General features: G+C 52.7%; 18 protein-coding genes. 8 read left to right on the forward strand and 10 right to left on the reverse strand.

Annotation, left to right across the window (positions count from 1 at the left end; all coding sequences use genetic code 11):
• Nucleotides 1-18 precede the first annotated feature (18 nt).
• From atpB to asnC, 6 genes are all read right to left on the reverse strand, one after another.
• Complete coding sequence (gene atpB / locus ACTU3N_RS12785) at nucleotides 19-837, reverse strand: F0F1 ATP synthase subunit A (RefSeq protein WP_443086507.1); 819 nt, start codon at nucleotides 835-837, stop codon at nucleotides 19-21.
• Nucleotides 838-845: 8 nt separating this feature from the next.
• Nucleotides 846-1,226, reverse strand: a complete 381-nt coding sequence (atpI, locus tag ACTU3N_RS12790; protein ID WP_443086508.1) for a F0F1 ATP synthase subunit I — start codon at nucleotides 1,224-1,226, stop codon at nucleotides 846-848.
• 617 nt (nucleotides 1,227-1,843) lie between these two features.
• Entirely contained in the window at nucleotides 1,844-2,467 is a 624-nt protein-coding gene (rsmG, locus tag ACTU3N_RS12795) for a 16S rRNA (guanine(527)-N(7))-methyltransferase RsmG (protein WP_443086509.1), read from the reverse strand.
• Nucleotides 2,468-2,521: 54 nt separating this feature from the next.
• Entirely contained in the window at nucleotides 2,522-4,411 is a 1,890-nt protein-coding gene (gene mnmG / locus ACTU3N_RS12800; protein WP_443086510.1) for a tRNA uridine-5-carboxymethylaminomethyl(34) synthesis enzyme MnmG, read from the reverse strand.
• Between the two features lie 373 nt (nucleotides 4,412-4,784).
• Nucleotides 4,785-5,234 carry an FMN-binding protein MioC gene (gene mioC / locus ACTU3N_RS12805; RefSeq protein ID WP_443086511.1) on the reverse strand — a complete coding sequence of 150 codons (450 nt, stop codon included), beginning with the start codon at nucleotides 5,232-5,234 and terminating at the stop codon, nucleotides 4,785-4,787.
• 119 nt (nucleotides 5,235-5,353) lie between these two features.
• Nucleotides 5,354-5,812: a transcriptional regulator AsnC gene (gene asnC / locus ACTU3N_RS12810; protein ID WP_443086512.1), complete on the reverse strand. Its 459-nt coding sequence runs from the start codon at nucleotides 5,810-5,812 to the stop codon at nucleotides 5,354-5,356.
• 151 nt (nucleotides 5,813-5,963) lie between these two features.
• Between asnC and asnA the strand changes: the two genes are divergently transcribed.
• A complete protein-coding gene (gene asnA, locus ACTU3N_RS12815; protein WP_443086513.1) occupies nucleotides 5,964-6,956 on the forward strand; it encodes an aspartate--ammonia ligase in 993 nt (330 codons plus the stop codon).
• Here asnA and viaA read toward each other — a convergent pair.
• Together viaA and ravA are read right to left on the reverse strand one after the other, a co-directional pair.
• On the reverse strand, nucleotides 6,953-8,404 hold the full coding sequence (viaA, locus tag ACTU3N_RS12820; RefSeq protein ID WP_443086514.1) for an ATPase RavA stimulator ViaA: 1,452 nt from the start codon (nucleotides 8,402-8,404) through the stop codon (nucleotides 6,953-6,955). The two genes, asnA and viaA, sit on opposite strands and share 4 nt — an antisense overlap.
• The gene (gene ravA, locus ACTU3N_RS12825; RefSeq protein ID WP_443086515.1) at nucleotides 8,401-9,894 is read right to left on the reverse strand and encodes an ATPase RavA; all 1,494 of its coding nucleotides are present in this window, start codon (nucleotides 9,892-9,894) and stop codon (nucleotides 8,401-8,403) included. Before ravA ends, viaA begins: the two co-directional genes overlap by 4 nt.
• A 223-nt stretch (nucleotides 9,895-10,117) precedes the next feature.
• On the opposite strand from ravA, the gene kup reads away from it, so the two are divergent.
• The 7 genes from kup to rbsR all read left to right on the forward strand — a co-directional run bounded on the left by kup (nucleotide 10,118) and on the right by rbsR (nucleotide 18,044).
• On the forward strand, nucleotides 10,118-11,986 hold the full coding sequence (gene kup, locus ACTU3N_RS12830) for a low affinity potassium transporter Kup (RefSeq protein ID WP_443086516.1): 1,869 nt from the start codon (nucleotides 10,118-10,120) through the stop codon (nucleotides 11,984-11,986).
• Nucleotides 11,987-12,189: 203 nt separating this feature from the next.
• Complete coding sequence (rbsD, locus tag ACTU3N_RS12835) at nucleotides 12,190-12,609, forward strand: D-ribose pyranase (RefSeq protein ID WP_443086517.1); 420 nt, start codon at nucleotides 12,190-12,192, stop codon at nucleotides 12,607-12,609.
• Between the two features lie 7 nt (nucleotides 12,610-12,616).
• Complete coding sequence (gene rbsA / locus ACTU3N_RS12840) at nucleotides 12,617-14,122, forward strand: ribose ABC transporter ATP-binding protein RbsA (RefSeq protein ID WP_443086518.1); 1,506 nt, start codon at nucleotides 12,617-12,619, stop codon at nucleotides 14,120-14,122.
• 5 nt (nucleotides 14,123-14,127) lie between these two features.
• Nucleotides 14,128-15,093 carry a ribose ABC transporter permease gene (rbsC, locus tag ACTU3N_RS12845; protein WP_443086519.1) on the forward strand — a complete coding sequence of 322 codons (966 nt, stop codon included), beginning with the start codon at nucleotides 14,128-14,130 and terminating at the stop codon, nucleotides 15,091-15,093.
• A 27-nt stretch (nucleotides 15,094-15,120) separates the two neighbouring features.
• Complete coding sequence (gene rbsB, locus ACTU3N_RS12850; protein ID WP_443086520.1) at nucleotides 15,121-16,011, forward strand: ribose ABC transporter substrate-binding protein RbsB; 891 nt, start codon at nucleotides 15,121-15,123, stop codon at nucleotides 16,009-16,011.
• An 80-nt stretch (nucleotides 16,012-16,091) separates the two neighbouring features.
• On the forward strand, nucleotides 16,092-17,048 hold the full coding sequence (gene rbsK / locus ACTU3N_RS12855; protein ID WP_443086521.1) for a ribokinase: 957 nt from the start codon (nucleotides 16,092-16,094) through the stop codon (nucleotides 17,046-17,048).
• A gap of 12 nt (nucleotides 17,049-17,060) precedes the next feature.
• Entirely contained in the window at nucleotides 17,061-18,044 is a 984-nt protein-coding gene (gene rbsR / locus ACTU3N_RS12860) for a ribose operon transcriptional repressor RbsR (protein WP_443086529.1), read from the forward strand.
• Here rbsR and mdtD read toward each other — a convergent pair.
• Both mdtD and ACTU3N_RS12870 read right to left on the reverse strand, forming a co-directional pair.
• Nucleotides 18,036-19,439: a multidrug transporter subunit MdtD gene (mdtD, locus tag ACTU3N_RS12865; RefSeq protein WP_443086522.1), complete on the reverse strand. Its 1,404-nt coding sequence runs from the start codon at nucleotides 19,437-19,439 to the stop codon at nucleotides 18,036-18,038. The two genes, rbsR and mdtD, sit on opposite strands and share 9 nt — an antisense overlap.
• Before the next feature lie 11 nt (nucleotides 19,440-19,450).
• Nucleotides 19,451-20,155, reverse strand: a complete 705-nt coding sequence (locus ACTU3N_RS12870) for a FadR/GntR family transcriptional regulator (RefSeq protein ID WP_443086523.1) — start codon at nucleotides 20,153-20,155, stop codon at nucleotides 19,451-19,453.
• Between the last annotated feature and the right edge of the window lie 312 nt (nucleotides 20,156-20,467).

The raw sequence follows: 20,467 nt of genomic DNA on the forward strand, positions 1-20,467 counted from the left end.
TAGTAGTGTTGTTAAAAATCAATGCTCTTCAGACGCCATCGACAGATAGACGATCGTCAGAACCATGAAGATGAAGGCTTGCAGCGTAATAATCAGGATGTGGAAAATGGCCCATGGCACATTCAGAACCCACTGTGACCACCACGGCAACAGACCCGCGATCAGAATGAAAATCAACTCACCCGCATACATGTTGCCGAACAGTCGCAGACCGAGTGAAACCGGTTTGGACAGCAGGCTCACGCCTTCGAGGATCAGGTTTACCGGAATAAATACCGGATGGTTGAACGGCTGGAGAGTCAGCTCTTTAGCGAAACCGCCAATACCCTTCATTTTGATGCTGTAGAACAGAATGAGAACAAACACGCCCAGTGCCATAGACAGGGTGATATTCACGTCCGCAGACGGCACCACGCGCAGCGCAGGCAAACCGAACACGTGCTCGCCGATATACGGCAGCAGGTCGATAGGCAGCAAGTCCATCAGGTTCATCAGGAATACCCAGACAAAAATCGTCAGGGCCAACGGTGCGATAAGCTTGCTTTTGCCGTGGTACATGTCTTTGACGCTACCATGGACAAAACCAATCACCAGCTCAATCGCCGTCTGAAATTTTCCCGGGACACCGCTGGTGGCTTTTTTCGCTACGCTACGGAACATCACCAGGAACAACAGACCCAGAACCACCGAGAAAAACATGGAGTCAATATTGAGCGTCCAGAAAGTGGCCGGGGGGTTTTGCGGATCCACCAGCGAGAATGTACGCAGGTCTATCTGAAGGTTATTCAGATGGTGACCTATGTACTCCTGCGGTGTTGAGATTTCTCCTGCAGACATGATGCCTCTTACCCTTTGTTGTTAATTACAGCAGGTGCCAGTATCTGTACAACCAGCACCGAAACCCACGTGACTATCAGCGGCAAAAAAGCCACCTTCAAAACCGCCAGCGCCACCACCAGTAATAAAAACGTCGCCAACACCTTGAGCGCTTCGCCAAGCGCGAAGGACCAGGCTACCCGGCCTTTAGCAGGTGTGTGCGCCTGATGACGCCAGGCAAAAATCATAAATAATGCATTCGGCAGCAAAACTGCCATACCACCGCTGACAGCGGACAGGCCCCAGAAGGGGTCTTTGAGGCAAAAAAGCACTCCACTTGCCATTACTGCCACTAACTGAATCAGCAGAAGCTTGCGCGCCACATAAGGACTAAAGAGCGACATTGACATAACGTTTCATCACTCCTGCTCCCAATGAGGTATGCCGCGTGTCGTATAAAACGTTCTTTAACGCCCGGAGTCAAGCTTCAAAAAGCGGTCAAATTATACGGTGCGGCCCGGTGATTTCAAACAATAAGTAGCAAAAAGGTGAATAAATGTTTAAATATTTTTCCCGATGGCTATTTTTGAACTTTTCCACAATCTGTGAACTTTCATGCAAAAGTACAAATAACTCGAAAAGCCTGTATTCAAAGCGTGCACTCGGTCACAAAACAAACATTTGTGAATCTATCCAATAAATATCGCCAGCATTTTGGCGCATTTCATCTTTCTGAATTTTATGGTGATTTTTCACAACTCTTTTTAAAACACTAACAAATACAATAAAAACGTTTCATTGACATTTATAATAATTTTTTAACAACTAATTTTAATTATCATGGCCGATTTTTAGCGGACTTATATTTACACACTTGATTATTAATCAGTGAGCTAATCACGGAAGCGTTAAAACCAGGAAAAATCCAGGTAAACCTCCCGTAAAATGTAACTGAACGTATCCCTGCATTTTACGTGTTTTTTTAACATCCTGATGACAGCACAAAATCTACATTTTTTGATAATTATTAAACTTTATTTGGCTTAACAATAACCAAATGACGCTCGCCATCCAGATGCGGAACCGACAACCTGACGATGCTTTCGACCGCTAAACCGGCAGGCAGTAATGCTATCTCATCTTCCGGCACCAGCCCCTTCAGCGCATAAAAACGCCCTTGTTCACCCGGCAGATGCTGACACCAGCTCACCATATCGTTCAATGACGCGAAAGCGCGGCTTATCACACCATCAAAAGGCGGCTCGGCGGGGAAATCCTCCACACGGCTCTGCACCGGCTCAATATTCTCAAGCTTCAGTTCGTGCTGAACCTGGCGCAAAAAACGCACGCGTTTGCCCAGACTGTCGAGCAGCGTAAAGTGCGATTCGGGACGCACGATAGACAACGGAATACCCGGAAGCCCAGGCCCGGTGCCAACATCAATAAAACGGGAGCCCTGCAGGTGAGGCGCAACCACGATGCTGTCGAGAATATGGCGAATCAGCATCTCATTCGGGTCACGAACCGACGTCAGGTTGTACGCTTTGTTCCACTTGTGCAGCAGTTCTACGTAAGCCACCAGCTGTTGTTGCTGGCTTGTGGACAACGAAATGCCAGCTTCATCCAGCAGACGAGAAAGTTTGTTAAGCACGCTTGTTACCTGTGGGATTTTAGATGCCCGGTCATCCCGGGCATCTGACTACGATTATGCGCTGCGGCGCAGCATACCTTGTTTTTTCAGCCACACCAGCAAAATAGAGATGGCCGCTGGCGTGATTCCTGAGATACGCGAGGCCTGACCAATTGACGACGGTTTATGATCGTTGAGTTTAGCGATCACCTCGTTGGACAGGCCATTCACCTGGCGATAATCAAGATCCGCGGGCAGCAGCGTGTTTTCATTGCGCTGCTGTTTTTCGATCTCATCTTGCTGACGCGCGATATAACCTTCGTATTTCACCTGGATCTCAACCTGCTCAGCCGCTTGCTCATCTTCCAGACCCGGCGCAAATGGCGCCAGTTGAACCAGTTGCTCGTAGGTCATTTCCGGGCGACGCAGTAAATCTTCCCCGCTGGCTTCACGCGACAGGGGTGCCGTCAGCAGGCTATTTACCGCCGGTGCATGTTCCGAGGAGGGTGACACCCACTGAGATTTCAGACGCTGGCGCTCGCGCTCAATGCGTTCAACTTTTTCATTGAAGCGCGCCCAGCGTTCGTCATCCACCAGGCCCATTTCCCGACCTGCTTCGGTCAGACGCAGATCGGCATTATCTTCGCGCAGCATCAGGCGGTACTCTGCCCGGGACGTAAACATGCGATACGGTTCTTTGGTGCCGAGCGTACAGAGATCGTCCACCAGCACGCCCAGGTAAGCCTGGTCACGGCGCGGCGCCCAGCCTTCTTTTTCCGCAGAGAAGCGCGCGGCATTAAGGCCGGCCAGCAGTCCCTGAGCGGCGGCTTCTTCGTAACCCGTCGTGCCGTTGATCTGACCGGCGAAGAACAAGCCCTGAATAAATTTGCTCTCCAGCGTCGGTTTCAGATCGCGCGGATCGAAGAAGTCGTATTCGATAGCGTAGCCAGGGCGAACGATCTTCGCATTTTCCATCCCCTGCATGGAGCGGACGATTTGCATCTGAACATCGAACGGCAGGCTGGTGGAGATCCCGTTCGGGTAAATTTCGTTGGATGTCAGACCTTCCGGTTCAAGGAAAATCTGATGTTGATTACGATCGGCAAAGCGCATCACTTTGTCTTCGATAGACGGGCAGTAACGTGGGCCGATCCCTTCGATAACGCCAGCATACATCGGGCTGCGGTCAAGGTTCTGGCGGATAACGTCGTGCGTTTTTTCGTTGGTATGCGTGATGTAACAGGGGATTTGCTGCGGGTGCTGCGCTGCGTTTCCCATAAACGAGAACACTGGCATCGGGTTGTCGCCATGCTGCTGTGCCAGCACGCTGAAATCGATAGTGCGTGCGTCAATACGTGGCGGCGTACCGGTTTTCAGGCGGCTTACGCGCAGCGGCAACTCGCGCAGACGGCGTGCCAGAGGAATGGACGGCGGGTCACCTGCGCGGCCACCGCTGTAGTTATCCAGTCCAATATGAATTTTGCCATCCAGGAAAGTCCCGACGGTCAGCACTACCGCTTTGGCACGGAATTTCAGCCCCATCTGAGTAACAGCACCCACCACACGATCGTTTTCGACGATCAGATCTTCAACCGCTTGCTGGAAGATCATCAGATTTGGCTGGTTTTCCAGCGCAGTGCGCACGGCCTGGCGGTAAAGCACACGATCTGCCTGCGCTCGTGTCGCCCGTACCGCCGGACCTTTGCTTGCGTTTAGTATCCTAAACTGAATACCTGCACGATCGATAGCCTTTGCCATCAGCCCGCCCAGCGCATCCACTTCTTTCACCAGGTGTCCCTTCCCAATACCGCCGATCGCCGGGTTGCAGCTCATCTGCCCCAGCGTGTCGATATTGTGTGTCAAGAGCAGGGTCTGCTGACCCATACGCGCTGCGGCCATGGCGGCCTCAGTGCCTGCATGACCCCCGCCAATGATGATGACGTCGAAAGGATCCAGATAAAACATGGTGGTATGCCTCGCCTGAGCGGTTAGAAATTGGATTGAAGCCAGGGCCGTGGATTCTACTCAACTTTAGTCCAGTGAGAAAGCCTTCGGATCCTGGGTATTAAAAAGAAGATCTTTTATATAGAGAGATCTGTTCTGTTATGATCTCTTATTAGGATCGCGATGGTCTGTGGATAACCCGGATCATCACTTAAAGATCAAGTTATTAGACTGGATCATTTACTGTGAATGATCGGTGATCCAGGACCGTATAAGCTGGGATCAAAACGCGAGGTTATACACAACTCAAAAAGTGAACAAGGGTTATACTTTGGATAACTACCGGTTAATAAGCCGTTTTAAGCATAGTTATCCACAGTTGATCGCACGATCTTTAATCGTTTTTGAGTAAATTTTTCCATGATCCCACCCATTCTTCTGCGGGATCTTCCGGAATGTCATGCTCAAGGATGTTTATCTTCAGCGTTTCGCCTATCTGTTTCGCGCCGTTTGCACTTAACGCAGCCTGAAGCTTTTCGATGGCCTGGCAAAAAGTGTCATATTCACGGCTGCCGATACCAATCGCGCCAAAGCGAACCTGCGAGAGATCCGGCTTTTGTTCCTGCAAATCATCCAGCAACGGTTGCAGGTTCTCCGGCAGATCGCCCGCCCCGTGGGTAGAACTCACCACCAGCCAGATGCCCTGCGTGGGCAAATCCTCCAGCAACGGGCCGTGCAACGTCTCGGTACTGAAACCGGCATCTTCCAGCTTTTCCGCCAGATGTTCTGCTACATACTCCGCACCGCCGAGGGTGCTGCCGCTAATAAGAGTGATGTCTGCCATGATGCCCCGCTCCGTTGTCCTCGCTGTTCAGCGATAAATTGCTGCGTATTGTACGCTGTGCGCGGGCTGGGATCTACCTGTGGATAATACGGGTATTAATGTGGGATGAAAACGCCCGGTTAAGGGCGAATGGTACGCATGATCGGGTTTTGCAAAGAGATCAACGTCTCAGTGGACTGAATTTCATCAATTGTTTGGATCTTGTTGATAAGTACCTGTTGCAACGCGTCGATAGATCGGCACATGACCTTAATAAAGATGCTGTAATGGCCGGTGGTGTAATAGGCTTCCGTCACCTCTTCCAGGCTCTCCAGCTTTGCCAGCGCCGAGGGGTAATCTTTCGCGCTTTTCAGGATGATGCCGATAAAACAGCAGACGTCGTAACCGAGTTGTTTCGGGCTGACATCAATACGCGCGCCGGTGATGATCCCGGCCTGCTTCATTTTTTCTACCCGCACATGAATGGTGCCTGGGCTGACGGCAAATTGTTTGGCCAGCTCGGCATAGGCCGTGCGCGCATTCGCCATCAATGCCTCAAGGATGCCGCGGTCCAGATTATCGATCTGATAATTTTCCATAGGTTTTTCTTATGTATATTAATGATTCTTTCTATTTTAGCTTTTATTTTTATCGAATCAAAAGTCATTAAGCCTTTTTATTAGATGAATATTGTATTGCCTGCGCTTTTTGTTGCTTAATTGAAAGCAACAGAAGACAGGAGTAATAAAAATGAAAGCCGCCTACATCGCTAAACAACGTCAAATTACCTTTGTGAAATCCTTTTTTTCGCGCCAGCTGGAAGAGAAACTGGGCCTGATTGAAGTCCAGGCTCCTATCCTCAGCCGCGTCGGGGATGGCACGCAGGATAACTTGTCGGGGTGTGAGCAGGCGGTGCAGGTTAAAGTGAAAACGTTGCCGGAAGCCCGTTTCGAGGTGGTACATTCACTTGCAAAATGGAAGCGTCAAACGCTGGGTCAGTATGATTTCAGCGCCGGAGAAGGGCTGTACACGCATATGAAAGCCCTGCGTCCGGATGAAGATCGTCTTTCTCCCATTCATTCTGTTTATGTAGATCAATGGGACTGGGAACGTGTGCTGGGCGATGGCGAGCGTCATTCCGCGACCCTAAAATCCACCGTTGAAGCCATCTGGCAAGGGATCAAGGCCACGGAAATCGCGGCCTGCGAAAAATTTGCTCTGACACCGTTCCTGCCAGAGCAGATCCATTTCGTGCACAGTGAAACCTTGCTCAGCCGTTTTCCCGATCTGGATGCCAAAGGGCGTGAGCGGGCGATTGCCAAAGAACTTGGTGCGGTTTTCCTGATGGGGATTGGCGGCAAGCTCAGCGACGGCAAACGCCATGACGTGCGCGCGCCGGATTATGATGACTGGAGCACGCCGGTAGAGGGCGGCTTCCACGGGCTGAACGGTGACATCCTGGTGTGGAACCCGGTACTGGCAGACGCGCTGGAACTCTCGTCGATGGGGATTCGTGTTGATGCGCCAACCCTGAAGCGCCAGCTGCAACTCACCGGCGACGAAGATCGCCTGCAACTGGAGTGGCACCAGGCGCTGCTGCGCGGTGAAATGCCGCAGACCATCGGCGGGGGAATTGGTCAGTCTCGCCTGACGATGCTGCTGTTGCAACTGCCGCACATTGGTCAGGTGCAGTGCGGCGTGTGGCCTGCTCAGGTGCGCGGCGCAGTTTCCGGCTTACTTTAACGCCGCCAGCGGCGCAGCAGGCGGCTGCGCATCCCGGTATCAAAGCGCCAGATATGATCAAAGATGCGCATGATACCGGGTTTACCATGCACCGACATGGCAACAGCATGAAAACGGTGCTGGTGAATGACCTGAAGTTCGCGCACTTTATTAACCACATCATCCGGCAGCCGCTGGGCGATAAAGTCTGAAATCACCACCGCATCCGCGTCGTACCACTCTCCGCCGCGCATACGTTCGGCAATTGCGCGAAAGCAGCTTGCCAGATCGGTACCGCCGCGAAAGCGCTGGCTGAGAAAACGGATCGCCTGCTCCAGACCTTGTTCACTGGTCAGTTCATAGCTCACCACTTCGCTGGAAAACAGCATAATAAAGCAGCGTCGATTGTCCGCCAGCGCCACGCGCATCAGCGCCACGCAGAATGCTTTCGCACACTGTTCATTGAAACCGCCCATTGAACCGGACGTATCAACGCAGACAATAAATGGCCCGCGCGGTTGTTCATCGAATTGCTGATGGATTACCGGGCGCTCGGTCACCTTTTCGCGCCACGCATCGCCATGTAACCGGTAGGTCAGCAGCTGTTTTTCCACCAGCCGCCGGTAGAACTCATACTCCAGCTCGGTGATGCCAAGCGTTGCCAGCTCAGGCGGCAACAGGCGCAGGATATCGTCGCTCTGGTGCAAACCGTCAACCTGCTCCGGAACGGTAGACGGTTCACGTACCAGCGTGCGAAAGGTCTCCATCGGCGAATCCTTGCGCGGCACCGCTTTGGCTTCGCGGGAGCGCCCTAACTGCTCGGCCAGCTGTTTAAGCTCCGGTTGTTTATCGAGAAATTCACCGTATTTAACGATTAACTGATAATCGCCACGTTTCAGTTGCCCGGCACTCATATCCCACAGCCGCCCGGCAGCGTTCTCGTTTTCAATCAGCACCGGTTCAAGCTGGCCGCTGAGGGTCATCCGTTCCTGTACTTCGCTGAGCAACTGTTCGCGCTCGGCTTCCAGTAATTGCTGATTATAGGTCGTTACCTGCACAATCAGGCTCAGCCGCCAGCGTTGTAAAAATAAGGTCTGCAGCGCAGGGGTGAATACGTTGTTATCTGCCACCATTTGCCGGGCCTGTGCGGCAAAAGGCGAGCGCAGCTCGTCCAGTAGCGTGAGGATCTGCGGGAGTTGCACCGTAAATTGCGAGGTGGACAGCAACTGGCTCTGCTGGAAACTCAGCACTTCTTTTGCCAGTTCAGGGGGAACTTCAGCCTCTTTCAGATGTTTTTTCAGCGCCTCGCGCCAGCGGGGGATATCTTCGGTGAGTGCATGTTTGAGTTTGGGAAATTTCTCGAAGAACACCGCCAGCTGCGGTGAGGCCAGCAGGGCGATGATTAAGTCTTCTATCAGCGCCTCCTCGCTGATGGTCAACATCACATTCAGTGTGTCCAGCGTTATCATTGCTGCGCCTGTTGGATTTGCGCGCGGACATCCTGCAGGCTGGCTTCAATGCGACCTAACCAGTCGGGGGAGATAAACAGGCATTTTTGCTGTTCGCTAAAGCGGGTGTGCTGCTGGTGCCAGAGCGTGTCCAGCGCATCAAGCTGCTGTTTGATCTCGTCCGGTACGTTTTCGCGAGCGGTACCCGGCAGCGCAAGGCGCGATCCTTGCAGGCTAACATCGCGGATCACTAAATGCAGACTGGCATCGACCTCAAGATTCAGCGGCTGAGCAAAACCTATTCCATTCAGTTTCCCGCGGATTTCGCCGCCTTTTGCCAGCCAGTGTGCCAGCGCGCTGCGCTCAAGCGTAATATGAATGACCTGCATATCGTGAAGCTTTAACGGTTGTTGTAGCAGCAATGTCAGCACCGGCTCATCAAGATCTGCGGGCAAATCATAATGCGGGCGACGGTTAAACATCCCGCCCTGGCGACTCACTTTTAGCGCGGTTTTATCGCTCTGTTGCTGCTGAAGCTGCATATGGCGCTGGGTGATACTGCTTAGTTGCGCCAGCATAGCTTGCTGTTGCCACGCGTGCCCGGTCATCAATATTTCCAGCTGTTGCTGTAATAAATGCAGGCTTTGCGCATCGTGCCAGAGGCAATCTTTTAACAGGATCAAATCAATGGGGGCCACCTCGTCACGGCCGCTGAAAAAGGCGCTCGACTGCAACAGGCGAATCGCTTTTTTCCAGCGTCTGTCGGAAACATAAGGCGCATTTGGCAACGCATCCAGTTGCTGGCGCAGCGTATAGATAAGTTCAAACACCTCATCCGGCAATTTGACCTGACTAATTTCCTGCTGCCAGCGTTCGTATTCTTCGTCAGTAACCTGCAATTCACTGGCCACCGGGTTGGCGTTTTCATCCTGCTGACTGACTAACATTGAGCGAAAATTGTTTTTTTCCTGCACCTTGTCCAGCCACAGACGGATAAGCATCCGGTCATACAGCGCTTCGAGACTGCTGTCTTCTTCCGGGAGTTCATTCGATGCCGCCACCAGCAGGCGCATAGGGATTTTTTCTTCGCTGGCACCGTTACGAAAGCGCCGCTCATTAATCGCCGTCAGCAGGGTGTTCAGAATGGCCGGGCCAGCTTTCCAGATTTCATCCAGAAAGACGATTTCTGCTTCCGGTAAATATCCGCTGGTTAAACGCTCATAGCGCCCTTCATCTTTTAACGCCTGGATGGAGAGCGGGCCAAAGACCTCCTCCGGTGTCGAGAAGCGGGTCATCAGGTATTCAAAAGCGCGGGCGTTTTTAAAGGCAAATTTAAGTCGGCGGGCGATAAGGCTTTTGGCGATACCCGGCGGGCCTAACAAAAATACGCTTTCGCCGCTGAGTGCCGCCAGCAGGCACAGACGGATAGCATGGCTACGCTCAAAGAGCCCTTTTTCCAGCGCTGTGCTTAAACGAGAAATTCTTTCGGCTAATAAATGTGAATGCGCCATAATAAATTTGCGTCCTTTCGCCGTGTTGTCCAGCTTCAAAAACCGATTATAGACGTTCCAATAAAAGCTGGTAATAGACTGAAGAAACGGTTTATTTTCTTTGAGCCAGATTAATACGGCGGCAAATAGAGGTTCGATTTCAACAATAATCGTGCATACTGTGCGCTTTTCGTGGGCTAAGGGACTACGCACACACTTGTCTTTCCAACACAAAGATTAGTCTATGAGCACTGATAATAAGCAATCGTTGTCCGCGGTAACACTCGCGGCTATAGGCGTTGTCTACGGGGATATAGGCACCAGCCCTCTCTATACACTGCGTGAATGTTTGTCCGGTCAGTTTGGTTTTGGCGTCGAGCGCGATGCCGTGTTTGGTTTTTTGTCACTGATCTTTTGGCTGCTGGTTTTCGTTGTTTCGATTAAGTATCTGACCTTCGTTATGCGCGCAGATAACGCCGGGGAAGGCGGTATTTTGACGCTCATGTCGCTCGCGGGCCGTAACACTTCGGCTAAAATGACCTCCATACTGGTGATAATGGGGCTTATCGGCGGCAGCTTTTTCTATGGCGAGGTGGTTATCACGCCGGCGATTTCGGTGATGTCTGCTATCGAAGGGCTGGAGATCGTCGCGCCCTCTCTCGACACCTGGATTGTCCCTCTCTCCATCGTGGTACTCACCCTGTTATTTGTGATTCAAAAACATGGCACCGGGCTGGTGGGGAAACTATTTGCGCCAATTATGCTGGCGTGGTTTGTTATTCTGGCGGTGTTGGGGGCGCGCGGTATTATCGCTAACCCGGAAGTGCTGCAGGCCCTGAATCCAGTTTGGGCCGTTCATTTCTTTCTTGAATATAAAACCATCTCGTTTGTAGCGCTGGGTGCCGTGGTGCTGGCGATTACCGGGGTGGAAGCGCTGTATGCGGATATGGGACATTTTGGCAAGTTGCCGATTCGCCTGGCGTGGTTCAGCGTGGTGCTGCCCTCGCTGGTGCTGAACTATTTTGGACAAGGCGCTTTACTGCTTAAAACGCCGGAAGCCATCAAAAACCCGTTCTTTCTGCTGGCGCCAGAGTGGGCGCTGATCCCGATGCTGATTATCGCAACGCTGGCAACGGTGATTGCCTCGCAAGCGGTGATTTCGGGGGTTTTCTCGCTGACCCGCCAGGCGGTGCGCCTGGGGTATCTTCCGCCGATGCGTATTATTCATACCTCCGAGATGGAGTCCGGGCAGATCTACATTCCTTTTATTAACTGGCTGCTCTATTTTTCTGTGGTGCTGGTGATCGTTGGTTTCGAGCACTCCAGTAACCTCGCGGCGGCGTATGGCATTGCGGTGACCGGTACGATGGTACTGACGTCGATTCTCTCGACCACCGTGGCGCGTAAAAACTGGCACTGGAACAAGCTGCTGGTGGGGCTTGTCCTCATCTTCTTCCTGTGTATCGACCTGCCGCTGTTTTCCGCTAATCTCGACAAAATTGTTTCCGGCGGCTGGCTGCCGCTCAGTCTTGGTATGGTGATGTTCCTTGTGATGACCACCTGGAAGAGCGAGCGTTTTCGCCTGCTGCGGCGTATGCATGAGCACGGCAACTCGCTGGAGGCAATGATTGCCTCGCTGGAGAAATCGCCTCCGGTGCGCGTTCCGGGTACAGCGGTGTATATGTCGCGCGCGCTGAACGTTATTCCGTTTGCCATGATGCATAACCTGAAACATAACAAAGTGTTGCATGAGCGGGTGATTTTGCTGACGTTACGCACCGAAGACGCGCCTTACGTGCACAATGTGCGTCGCGTGCAGATAGAGCAGCTCTCTCCAACCTTCTGGCGCGTGGTGGCAAGTTACGGCTGGCGCGAAACGCCAAACGTAGAAGAAGTGTTCCATCGCTGCGGCCTGGAAGGGCTGTCTTGCCGCATGATGGAAACCTCTTTCTTTATGTCGCATGAGTCGCTGATTCTGGGGAAACGTCCGTGGTATTTGCGCCTGCGCGGCAAGCTTTACCTGGTGTTGCAGCGCAATGCGCTTCGCGCGCCTGACCAGTTTGAAATCCCGCCAAACCGGGTTATTGAACTGGGTACGCAGGTTGAAATATAGTTTTTATGAAGCCCCTCTCTAAGAGGGGTTTTTACTATTTAATTCTTTATATTTCACGCAGGACGATAAATCGTTTTGTTTCCCTTTATGCCAGTGCGAAACGTTTCGATTTTGATCACATTTTCGTACTATCAGCATAGTTTTTTGAACATTCTTTATACTACACTGCCGTCAGCGAAACGTTTCGCTAGTGGAGTAATAAAATGAAAAAAGGCAGTGTACTTAATGCTGACATTTCGTCGGTCATCTCTCGCTTAGGTCATACCGACACGTTAGTCGTAGGTGATGCTGGGTTACCGGTACCGCGTAATACGCAACGTATTGATATGGCGCTTACTCAGGGCGTTCCTTCCTTTATGCAAGTAGTGGAAGTGGTGACGACAGAAATGCAGGTTGAGGCCGCTATCTTAGCGTCGGAAATTAAAGAACATAATCCGCAGCTCCACGAAACGTTGCTCAAACATATTGAGCAACTGCAACAACACCAGGGAAATACAATAGCCGTGCGCTACGTGACGCACGAGCAATTCAAAAAGCACACCGCAGATAGCCATGCGGTTATTCGCAGCGGGGAGTGCTCCCCGTTTGCGAATATTATCCTCTGTGCTGGCGTCACATTCTGAGGCCCTCATGGACGCGTTACTACAACTCAAGGGGATCGACAAAGCCTTCCCCGGCGTAAAAGCACTCTCAGGCGCAGCGCTGAATGTTTACCCAGGACGTGTAATGGCTCTGGTGGGGGAAAATGGCGCAGGCAAATCCACCATGATGAAAGTCCTGACCGGTATCTATACGCGCGATGCCGGTTCGCTGCTGTGGTTAGGTAAGGAGACGACCTTTACCGGGCCGAAGTCTTCCCAGGAAGCGGGCATCGGTATTATTCATCAGGAACTGAACCTGATCCCGCAGCTCTCCATCGCCGAAAATATCTTCCTCGGTCGTGAATTCGTTAATCGCTTTGGCAAAATTGACTGGAAAAAGATGTTTGCCGAAGCCGACCTGTTGCTGGCAAAACTCAACCTGCGCTTTAAAAGCGATCGTTTAGTGGGGGAACTCTCCATTGGCGATCAGCAGATGGTGGAAATTGCCAAAGTGCTGAGTTACGAGTCGCAGGTCATCATTATGGATGAGCCGACCGATGCCCTGACCGATACCGAAACCGAGTCACTGTTTCGCGTGATCCGTGAGCTGAAAGCCCAGGGGCGCGGCATTGTCTATATTTCTCACCGCATGAAAGAGATTTTTGAGATTTGCGATGACGTGACGGTATTCCGCGACGGGCAATTTATCGCCGAGCGTGAAGTCGCCTCGCTGTCCGAAGATACGCTGATCGAAATGATGGTGGGCCGTAAGCTTGAAGATCAGTACCCACGGCTGGATAACACACCGGGCGACATTCGTCTGCGCGTGGATAACCTGTGCGGACCGGGTGTTAATAATGTCAGCTTCACGCTGCGTAAAGGCGAAATCCTCGGTGTTGCCGGGTTGATGGGCGCCGGGCGTACCGAGCTGATGAAGGTGCTGTATGGCGCGCTGCCGCGTACCAGCGGGTATGTCACGCTTGATGGCCATGAAGTTATTACGCGCTCGCCGCAGGACGGCCTGGCGAACGGTATCGTCTATATTTCTGAAGATCGTAAACGTGACGGGCTGGTGCTCGGCATGTCGGTGAAAGAAAACATGTCGCTGACCGCGCTGCGCTACTTTAGCCGCGCGGGTGGCAACCTGAAGCACAAAGATGAGCAGCAGGCGGTGAGCGATTTTATTCGCCTGTTCAATGTCAAAACGCCTTCTATGGAGCAGGCAATCGGCTTGCTCTCCGGGGGGAATCAGCAAAAAGTGGCGATTGCTCGCGGGTTGATGACGCGCCCGAAAGTCCTGATCCTTGATGAACCAACCCGCGGCGTGGACGTCGGGGCTAAAAAAGAGATTTATCAGTTAATTAACCAATTTAAGGCTGATGGCCTGAGCATTATCCTTGTCTCCTCAGAGATGCCGGAAGTACTGGGGATGAGCGATCGCATTATGGTGATGCATGAAGGGCATCTCGGCGGGGAATTCACGCGCGAGCAGGCCACTCAGGAAGTGTTAATGGCTGCCGCTGTGGGCAAGCTTAATCGTGTGAATCAGGAGTAAAAAAGATGACTACCCAGGCTGTAACCGGTCGCCGTTATTTCACTAAAGCATGGCTGATGGAGCAAAAATCGCTGATTGCCCTGCTGGTGCTGATTGCTATTGTGTCGACCATGAGCCCCAACTTTTTTACCGTCAATAACCTGCTAAACATCCTTCAGCAAACCTCGGTGAACGCCATCATGGCGGTCGGTATGACGCTGGTTATCCTGACCGCAGGGATAGACCTGTCCGTTGGTTCTCTTCTGGCGTTAACGGGCGCGGTTGCCGCATCAATGGTAGGCCTTGAAGTGAATGCGCTGGTGGCTGTTGCCGGTGCGCTGGCGCTGGGTGCCGCCGTGGGTGCCGTAACCGGTACGATTGTTGCCAAAGGGCGCGTGCAGGCGTTTATTGCCACGCTTGTGATGATGCTGCTGCTGCGCGGCGTTACGCTTGTGTATACCAACGGCAGTCCCATAAGTACCGGGTTTAGCGACAATGCAGATATCTTTGGCTGGTTCGGTATTGGCCGCCCGTTCGGTATCCCAACGCCGGTGTGGATCATGGCGATTGTGTTTATCGCAGCGTGGTATCTGTTGCATCACACCCGTCTGGGCCGCTATATCTATGCATTAGGCGGTAACGAAGCGGCAACACGCTTATCTGGTATTAGCGTCGATAAAGTCAAAATTATCGTTTACTCACTGTGTGGCCTGTTGGCTTCACTGGCGGGCATTATTGAAGTGGCGCGCCTCTCTTCGGCACAACCGAATGCGGGGACGGGCTACGAGCTGGATGCTATCGCGGCGGTTGTGCTGGGCGGAACCAGCCTGGCAGGCGGAAAAGGGCGAATTGTCGGTACGCTTATCGGCGCGCTGATCCTTGGCTTTCTCAATAATGGTTTGAACTTGTTGAGCGTTTCTTCTTATTACCAGATGATCGTTAAAGCAGTGGTGATTCTGCTCGCGGTGCTGGTAGACAACAAAAAGCAGTAATTACCTACACTACAGGACATCATGAATATGAACATGAAAAAACTGGCTACTCTGGTTTCTGCTGTTGCACTGAGCGCCACCGTAAGTGCGAACGCGATGGCGAAAGATTCCATTGCGCTGGTTATCTCCACGCTGAATAATCCGTTTTTCGTTTCATTGAAAGATGGCGCACAGAAAGAAGCCGACAAACTGGGTTATGACCTGGTGGTGCTGGATTCGCAAAACAACCCGGCTAAAGAGTTAGCCAACGTTCAGGATTTGACCGTTCGTGGCACCAAACTGCTGCTGATTAACCCGACCGATTCTGACGCTGTGGGTAACGCCGTGAAAATGGCAAACCAGGCAAAAATCCCGGTGATCACGCTTGACCGCGTGGCAAGCAGCGGCGAAGTCGTGAGCCATATTGCCTCCGATAACGTGCTCGGCGGCAAAATCGCTGGTGACTATATCGCTAAAAAAGCAGGCGAAGGCGCGAAAGTGATTGAGTTGCAGGGCATTGCCGGTACGTCCGCAGCCCGTGAGCGTGGCGAAGGCTTCCAGCAGGCCGTTGCCGCGCATAAATTCAATGTCCTCGCCAGCCAACCAGCAGACTTTGATCGCACCAAAGGTCTGAACGTTATGCAGAACCTGCTGACCGCGCATCCGGATGTGCAGGCCGTATTTGCACAAAACGACGAAATGGCGCTGGGCGCGTTGCGCGCGCTGCAAACCGCCGGTAAAACTGACGTGATGGTGGTCGGTTTTGACGGTACGCCGGACGGCGAAAAAGCAGTGAAAGATGGCAAACTGGCCGCCACGATTGCCCAGTTGCCGGAACAGATTGGCGCGAAAGGGGTTGATACCGCAGACAAAGTGCTGAAAGGCGAAAAAGTTTACGCGAAAAACCCGGTCGATCTGAAACTGGTCATCAAGCAGTAAGTAAATCAGGCCGTTGCTGGTGCGGCGGCCTGAAGGACAACGTAAATAAAAGAAAAGCATGGCACGCGCCACCGGAAACGGTGGCGTACTTTACGGACAAGCTCAATATGAAAACCGCAGGCAAACTCGTCGTCCTTGGTAGTATCAATGCCGATCACATTCTTAACCTTGAGGCTTTCCCGACGCCGGGAGAAACCGTAACGGGCCAGCACTATCAGGTCGCTTTTGGTGGCAAAGGCGCTAATCAGGCAGTGGCCGCCGGGCGCAGCGGTGCGGACATCGCTTTTATCGCCTGCACGGGCGATGACGATACCGGGGAGCGGGTGCGCAAGCAGCTGGAAACCGACCGTATCGACACGGCTCCGGTAAGCGTAATTGCGGGCGAGGCAACCGGCGTCGCGCTGATTTTTGTTAACGGCGAAGGTGAGAATGTCATCGGTATTCATGCAGGAGCAAACGCGGCGCTCTCCGTGGCGCGCGTAGAAGCGCAGCACGATTTGATTGCGCAGGCTTCTGCGCTGTTGATGCAGCTTGAATCGCCGGTAGAAAGCGTGCTCGCCGCTGCCCGTATCGCCCGGCAAAATAACACCACTGTTGTACTGAACCCGGCACCGGCCCGCGCGCTTTCTGATGCGTTGCTGGCGCTGGTGGATATCATTACGCCGAATGAAACAGAAGCAGAGAAGCTCACCGGTATTCAGGTCTCCAGCGATGAAGACGCTGCCCGCGCTGCGCAGGCGCTACACGCCAAAGGCATCGGCACTGTCATTATTACGCTGGGCCGTCGTGGCGTTTGGGCAAGCGTAAACGGCGAAGGTAAACGTATACCAGGGTTTAACGTTAAAGCGGTTGATACCATTGCGGCAGGTGATACGTTCAACGGCGCGCTAATGACAGCGTTACTGGAGGCGAAACCGCTGGATGAGGCTATCCGTTTTGCGCATGCCGCAGCGGCAATAGCCGTCACGCGTAAAGGTGCGCAGCCTTCTGTGCCGTGGCGCAAAGAGATTGACGATTTCCTTCATCAACAGGGGTGATAATTGGCCACAATGAAGGATGTTGCCCGCCTGGCGGGCGTTTCCACCTCCACCGTCTCTCACGTTATTAACAAAGATCGCTTTGTCAGCGACGCTATCCGCGAGAAAGTCGAGGCGGCTATTGCCTCGCTCAATTATGCCCCCTCGGCGCTGGCGCGTAGCCTGAAGATTAAGCAAACCCGCACTATCGGCATGCTGATCTCCGCCAGTACGAATCCTTTCTATACGGAAATCGTGCGCGGTGTGGAGCGCAGCTGCTTTGAGCGCGGTTACAGCCTGGTGCTGTGCAATACCGAAGGTGACGAGCAGCGAATGAACCGTAATCTGGAGACGCTGATGCAAAAGCGTGTCGACGGTCTGCTGCTTTTGTGCACCGAAACGCATCCGCCTTCAAAAGAGATCATGCAGCGTTATCCCTCTATTCCTACCGTCATGATGGACTGGGAACCGTTTGATGGCGACAGCGATCTTATCCAGGATAACTCGTTGCTGGGCGGCGATATGGCAACGCAATATCTGCTCAATAAAGGCCATACGCGTGTTGCCTGTATTACCGGTCCGCTGGACAAAAGCCCTGCCCGGCTGCGTCTTGAGGGCTACCGTGCTGCGATGGCCCGTAGCGGGCTAATCATCCGCGAAGGTGATGAAATCGAGAGCGACTTTGAGTTTGGCGGTGGGTTTGCGGCAATGCAGAAGTTGCTGGCGATGCGCGAACGGCCGCAGGCGGTTTTTATCGGAAATGATGCGATGGCCGTGGGTGCTTATCAGGCGCTGTATCAGGCCGGGCTGGCTATCCCGCAGGATATGGCGATCATTGGTTACGACGACATCGAACTGGCGCGTTATATGACGCCGCCGCTCACCACTATCCATCAGCCAAAAGATGAACTGGGTGAGCTGGCAATCGATGTATTAATCCACCGTATGGCAGAACCTGGCCTGCAACAGCAACGTTTACAGTTAACACCTGTTCTTATCGAGCGCGGTTCAGCCTGATTTTTTGTGCCGCTCCGTAATCAGGTTACGGCCATCCTTCGCCTTCAGCAGCATAAAGACCAGGGCGGAAACCAGCGTGATAAAGCCCATTGTAATAAAGGTATAGTGGAACTGTTGTACCGTGTTGGCGTTATCGAACCCTTCGTAAAAACGCAGCACTGCCGCACTAACTGCAACACCCAGGCTTATCGATAGCTGCTGAGTGACTGCCAGGACACTGTTTCCGCTGCTGGCGTTTTCATCCGTTAAATCTGCCAGCGAAATAGTATTCATCGCTGTGAATTGTGTGGACATGGCCATTCCGAGCACGAATAACGGCAGGATCAGCATCCATATTTTCATCGATGGCGACTGAAACGAAAACTGCGCAATCATTAATCCAATGAATAGTGTGACGCCAACCAGGGTTTTACGGTAACCAAACCAGCGCAGGATCTGCGTCACGGTTGATTTCGCCAGAATCGAACCCAGCGCGGTCGGGACCATCATACAACCGGCTATCAGCGCCGGATAACCAAAACCAACCTGCAACATCAGCGGCATCAAAAAGGGCACGCAGCCTGTGCCCAGACGCGAGGCAATATTCCCGGCGATGCCAACAGAAAAGGTGCGTGTCTTAAATAAATTCAACGAGATGAGCGGCGCCGGATGGCGGCGGGCGTGGCGAATATAGAGCATTAGCAAGGCAATACCGCTAAAGATAACCGTCAGCGCAAGCCAGCTGGCAACCAGCTTTTCGCCAAACAGCTCCATCCCGCTGGAAAACAGTACCAGGCTCAAGCCAAACAGGAAAAAGCCGCCCATATCGAACTTGCGCCGTGGCGTTGTAAAGTTTGGCATATATTTGCGGGCATAAAACAGACCGGCAAGGCCGACAGGAATATTGATCAGGAAAATCCAGTGCCAGCTTGCCCATGTCACCAACACGCCGCCCAGCACCGGCCCGAGAATCGGCCCGACTAAACCCGGCATGGTGACAAAATTCAGCACCGGCAAAAGCTCGCTGCGCGGGTATGCGCGCAACAGCGCCAGGCGAGCGACCGGCATCATCATCGCTCCGCCAATTCCCTGAATAATACGAAACACGACCAGCATTAATAAGGCGTTGGAAAGCGCACAGGCCAGCGAGCCGAGCGTAAACAGACTGACTGCCAGCATAAATACGCGCCGTGTGCCAAATCTGTCTGCCAGCCAGCCGCTAACCGGGATCAGCATCGCGACCGTCAGGGTGTAACTGATAATGGTGGATTGCATCGCCAGCGGGGAGCGGTTAAGGCTTTGCGCTATGGCGGGCAACGCGGTGTTCAGAATGGTGGCATCAAGCGCCTGCATAAAAAAAGCCATTGCCGCAATCCACGGCAGACCGGACATACTCCGGCCTTTCTTCTCTCTCATGCGATATCCCTTTATTGCGACGCGGAGGCGTTTGGCGTTGTCAGCAATGCCTGACATGCCTTAAACGCACCTGCAACATCACTTTCCTGAATGGCATCAACGATCGCCTGGTGAAGGTCGAGCTTGACCACTTCGTTTTGGGTGATAGAGGTAAAATAAGTGTGGTAGATAGAATGGAATAAAGTCGAGAAAGAGATAAGGAACGGATTCTTGCTCATGGCATAAATATGCTCATGCCAGGCCATATCCACATCTATCCAGCGCAGGCGGTCAAAATCATGTTTCAGCGCGACCATCTCTTCCATTAATGTATTGAGCTGCGCTTTTTGTTGCGCGTCACCCTGAGACGCGGCCAGCATGCATGCCTGAGGCTCCAGACCGTTTCGCATGACCAGAAAGTATCGAAACACTTCGTCAATGTTTCCTTCGTTCATCCACCATGACAATAATTCGTTGTCCAGAAAGTTCCAGTTACTGCGCGGCATGACGCGTGTACCGATGCGCGGGCGTGGCAGAACCATTCCTTTAGCTGTTAATGTCTTTACCGCTTCCCTCACCGCGGTGCGGCTTACGCCAAACTGCTCGCCAAGTTCCATCTCTCCAGGCAAAATTGCGCCAGGGGCATACTGGCCTTGCAGGATCTGTTGCGCCAGCTTTTCCGCCAACACCCAGGAAATGTTTTTCTGCGCGGCAAGTTGTTGTGCGTTTAAAGGCATTTCTCGCTTCCTTTTTTCCTTTTCTCACTCGCTAGTATGCCATTCGGTATAGCTAATTGGTGACAAAAACAGCGAAATCTGCAATTGCTGGCGCTTTTTACCGCGTGTTGCATAAAAAAGAGACGGTTGAAAACTTTTTTCAAATTAAGGGTTGCCAGCGGAAATTATCTCCCTATAATGCGCCTCCACTGACACGGCACAACGGCAAACACACCGGCCTGTCAGGCGAAGAAATCTGAAATTAATCAGTTGACTTCGCAGCGGGAAAGCGTAATATACGCAGCCCGCGCCGCAGTGAAAAACGCCGCGGCG

The organism is Vagococcus sp. WN89Y, from assembly GCF_052220145.1.
Classification (GTDB): Bacteria; Pseudomonadota; Gammaproteobacteria; order Enterobacterales; family Enterobacteriaceae; genus Kosakonia.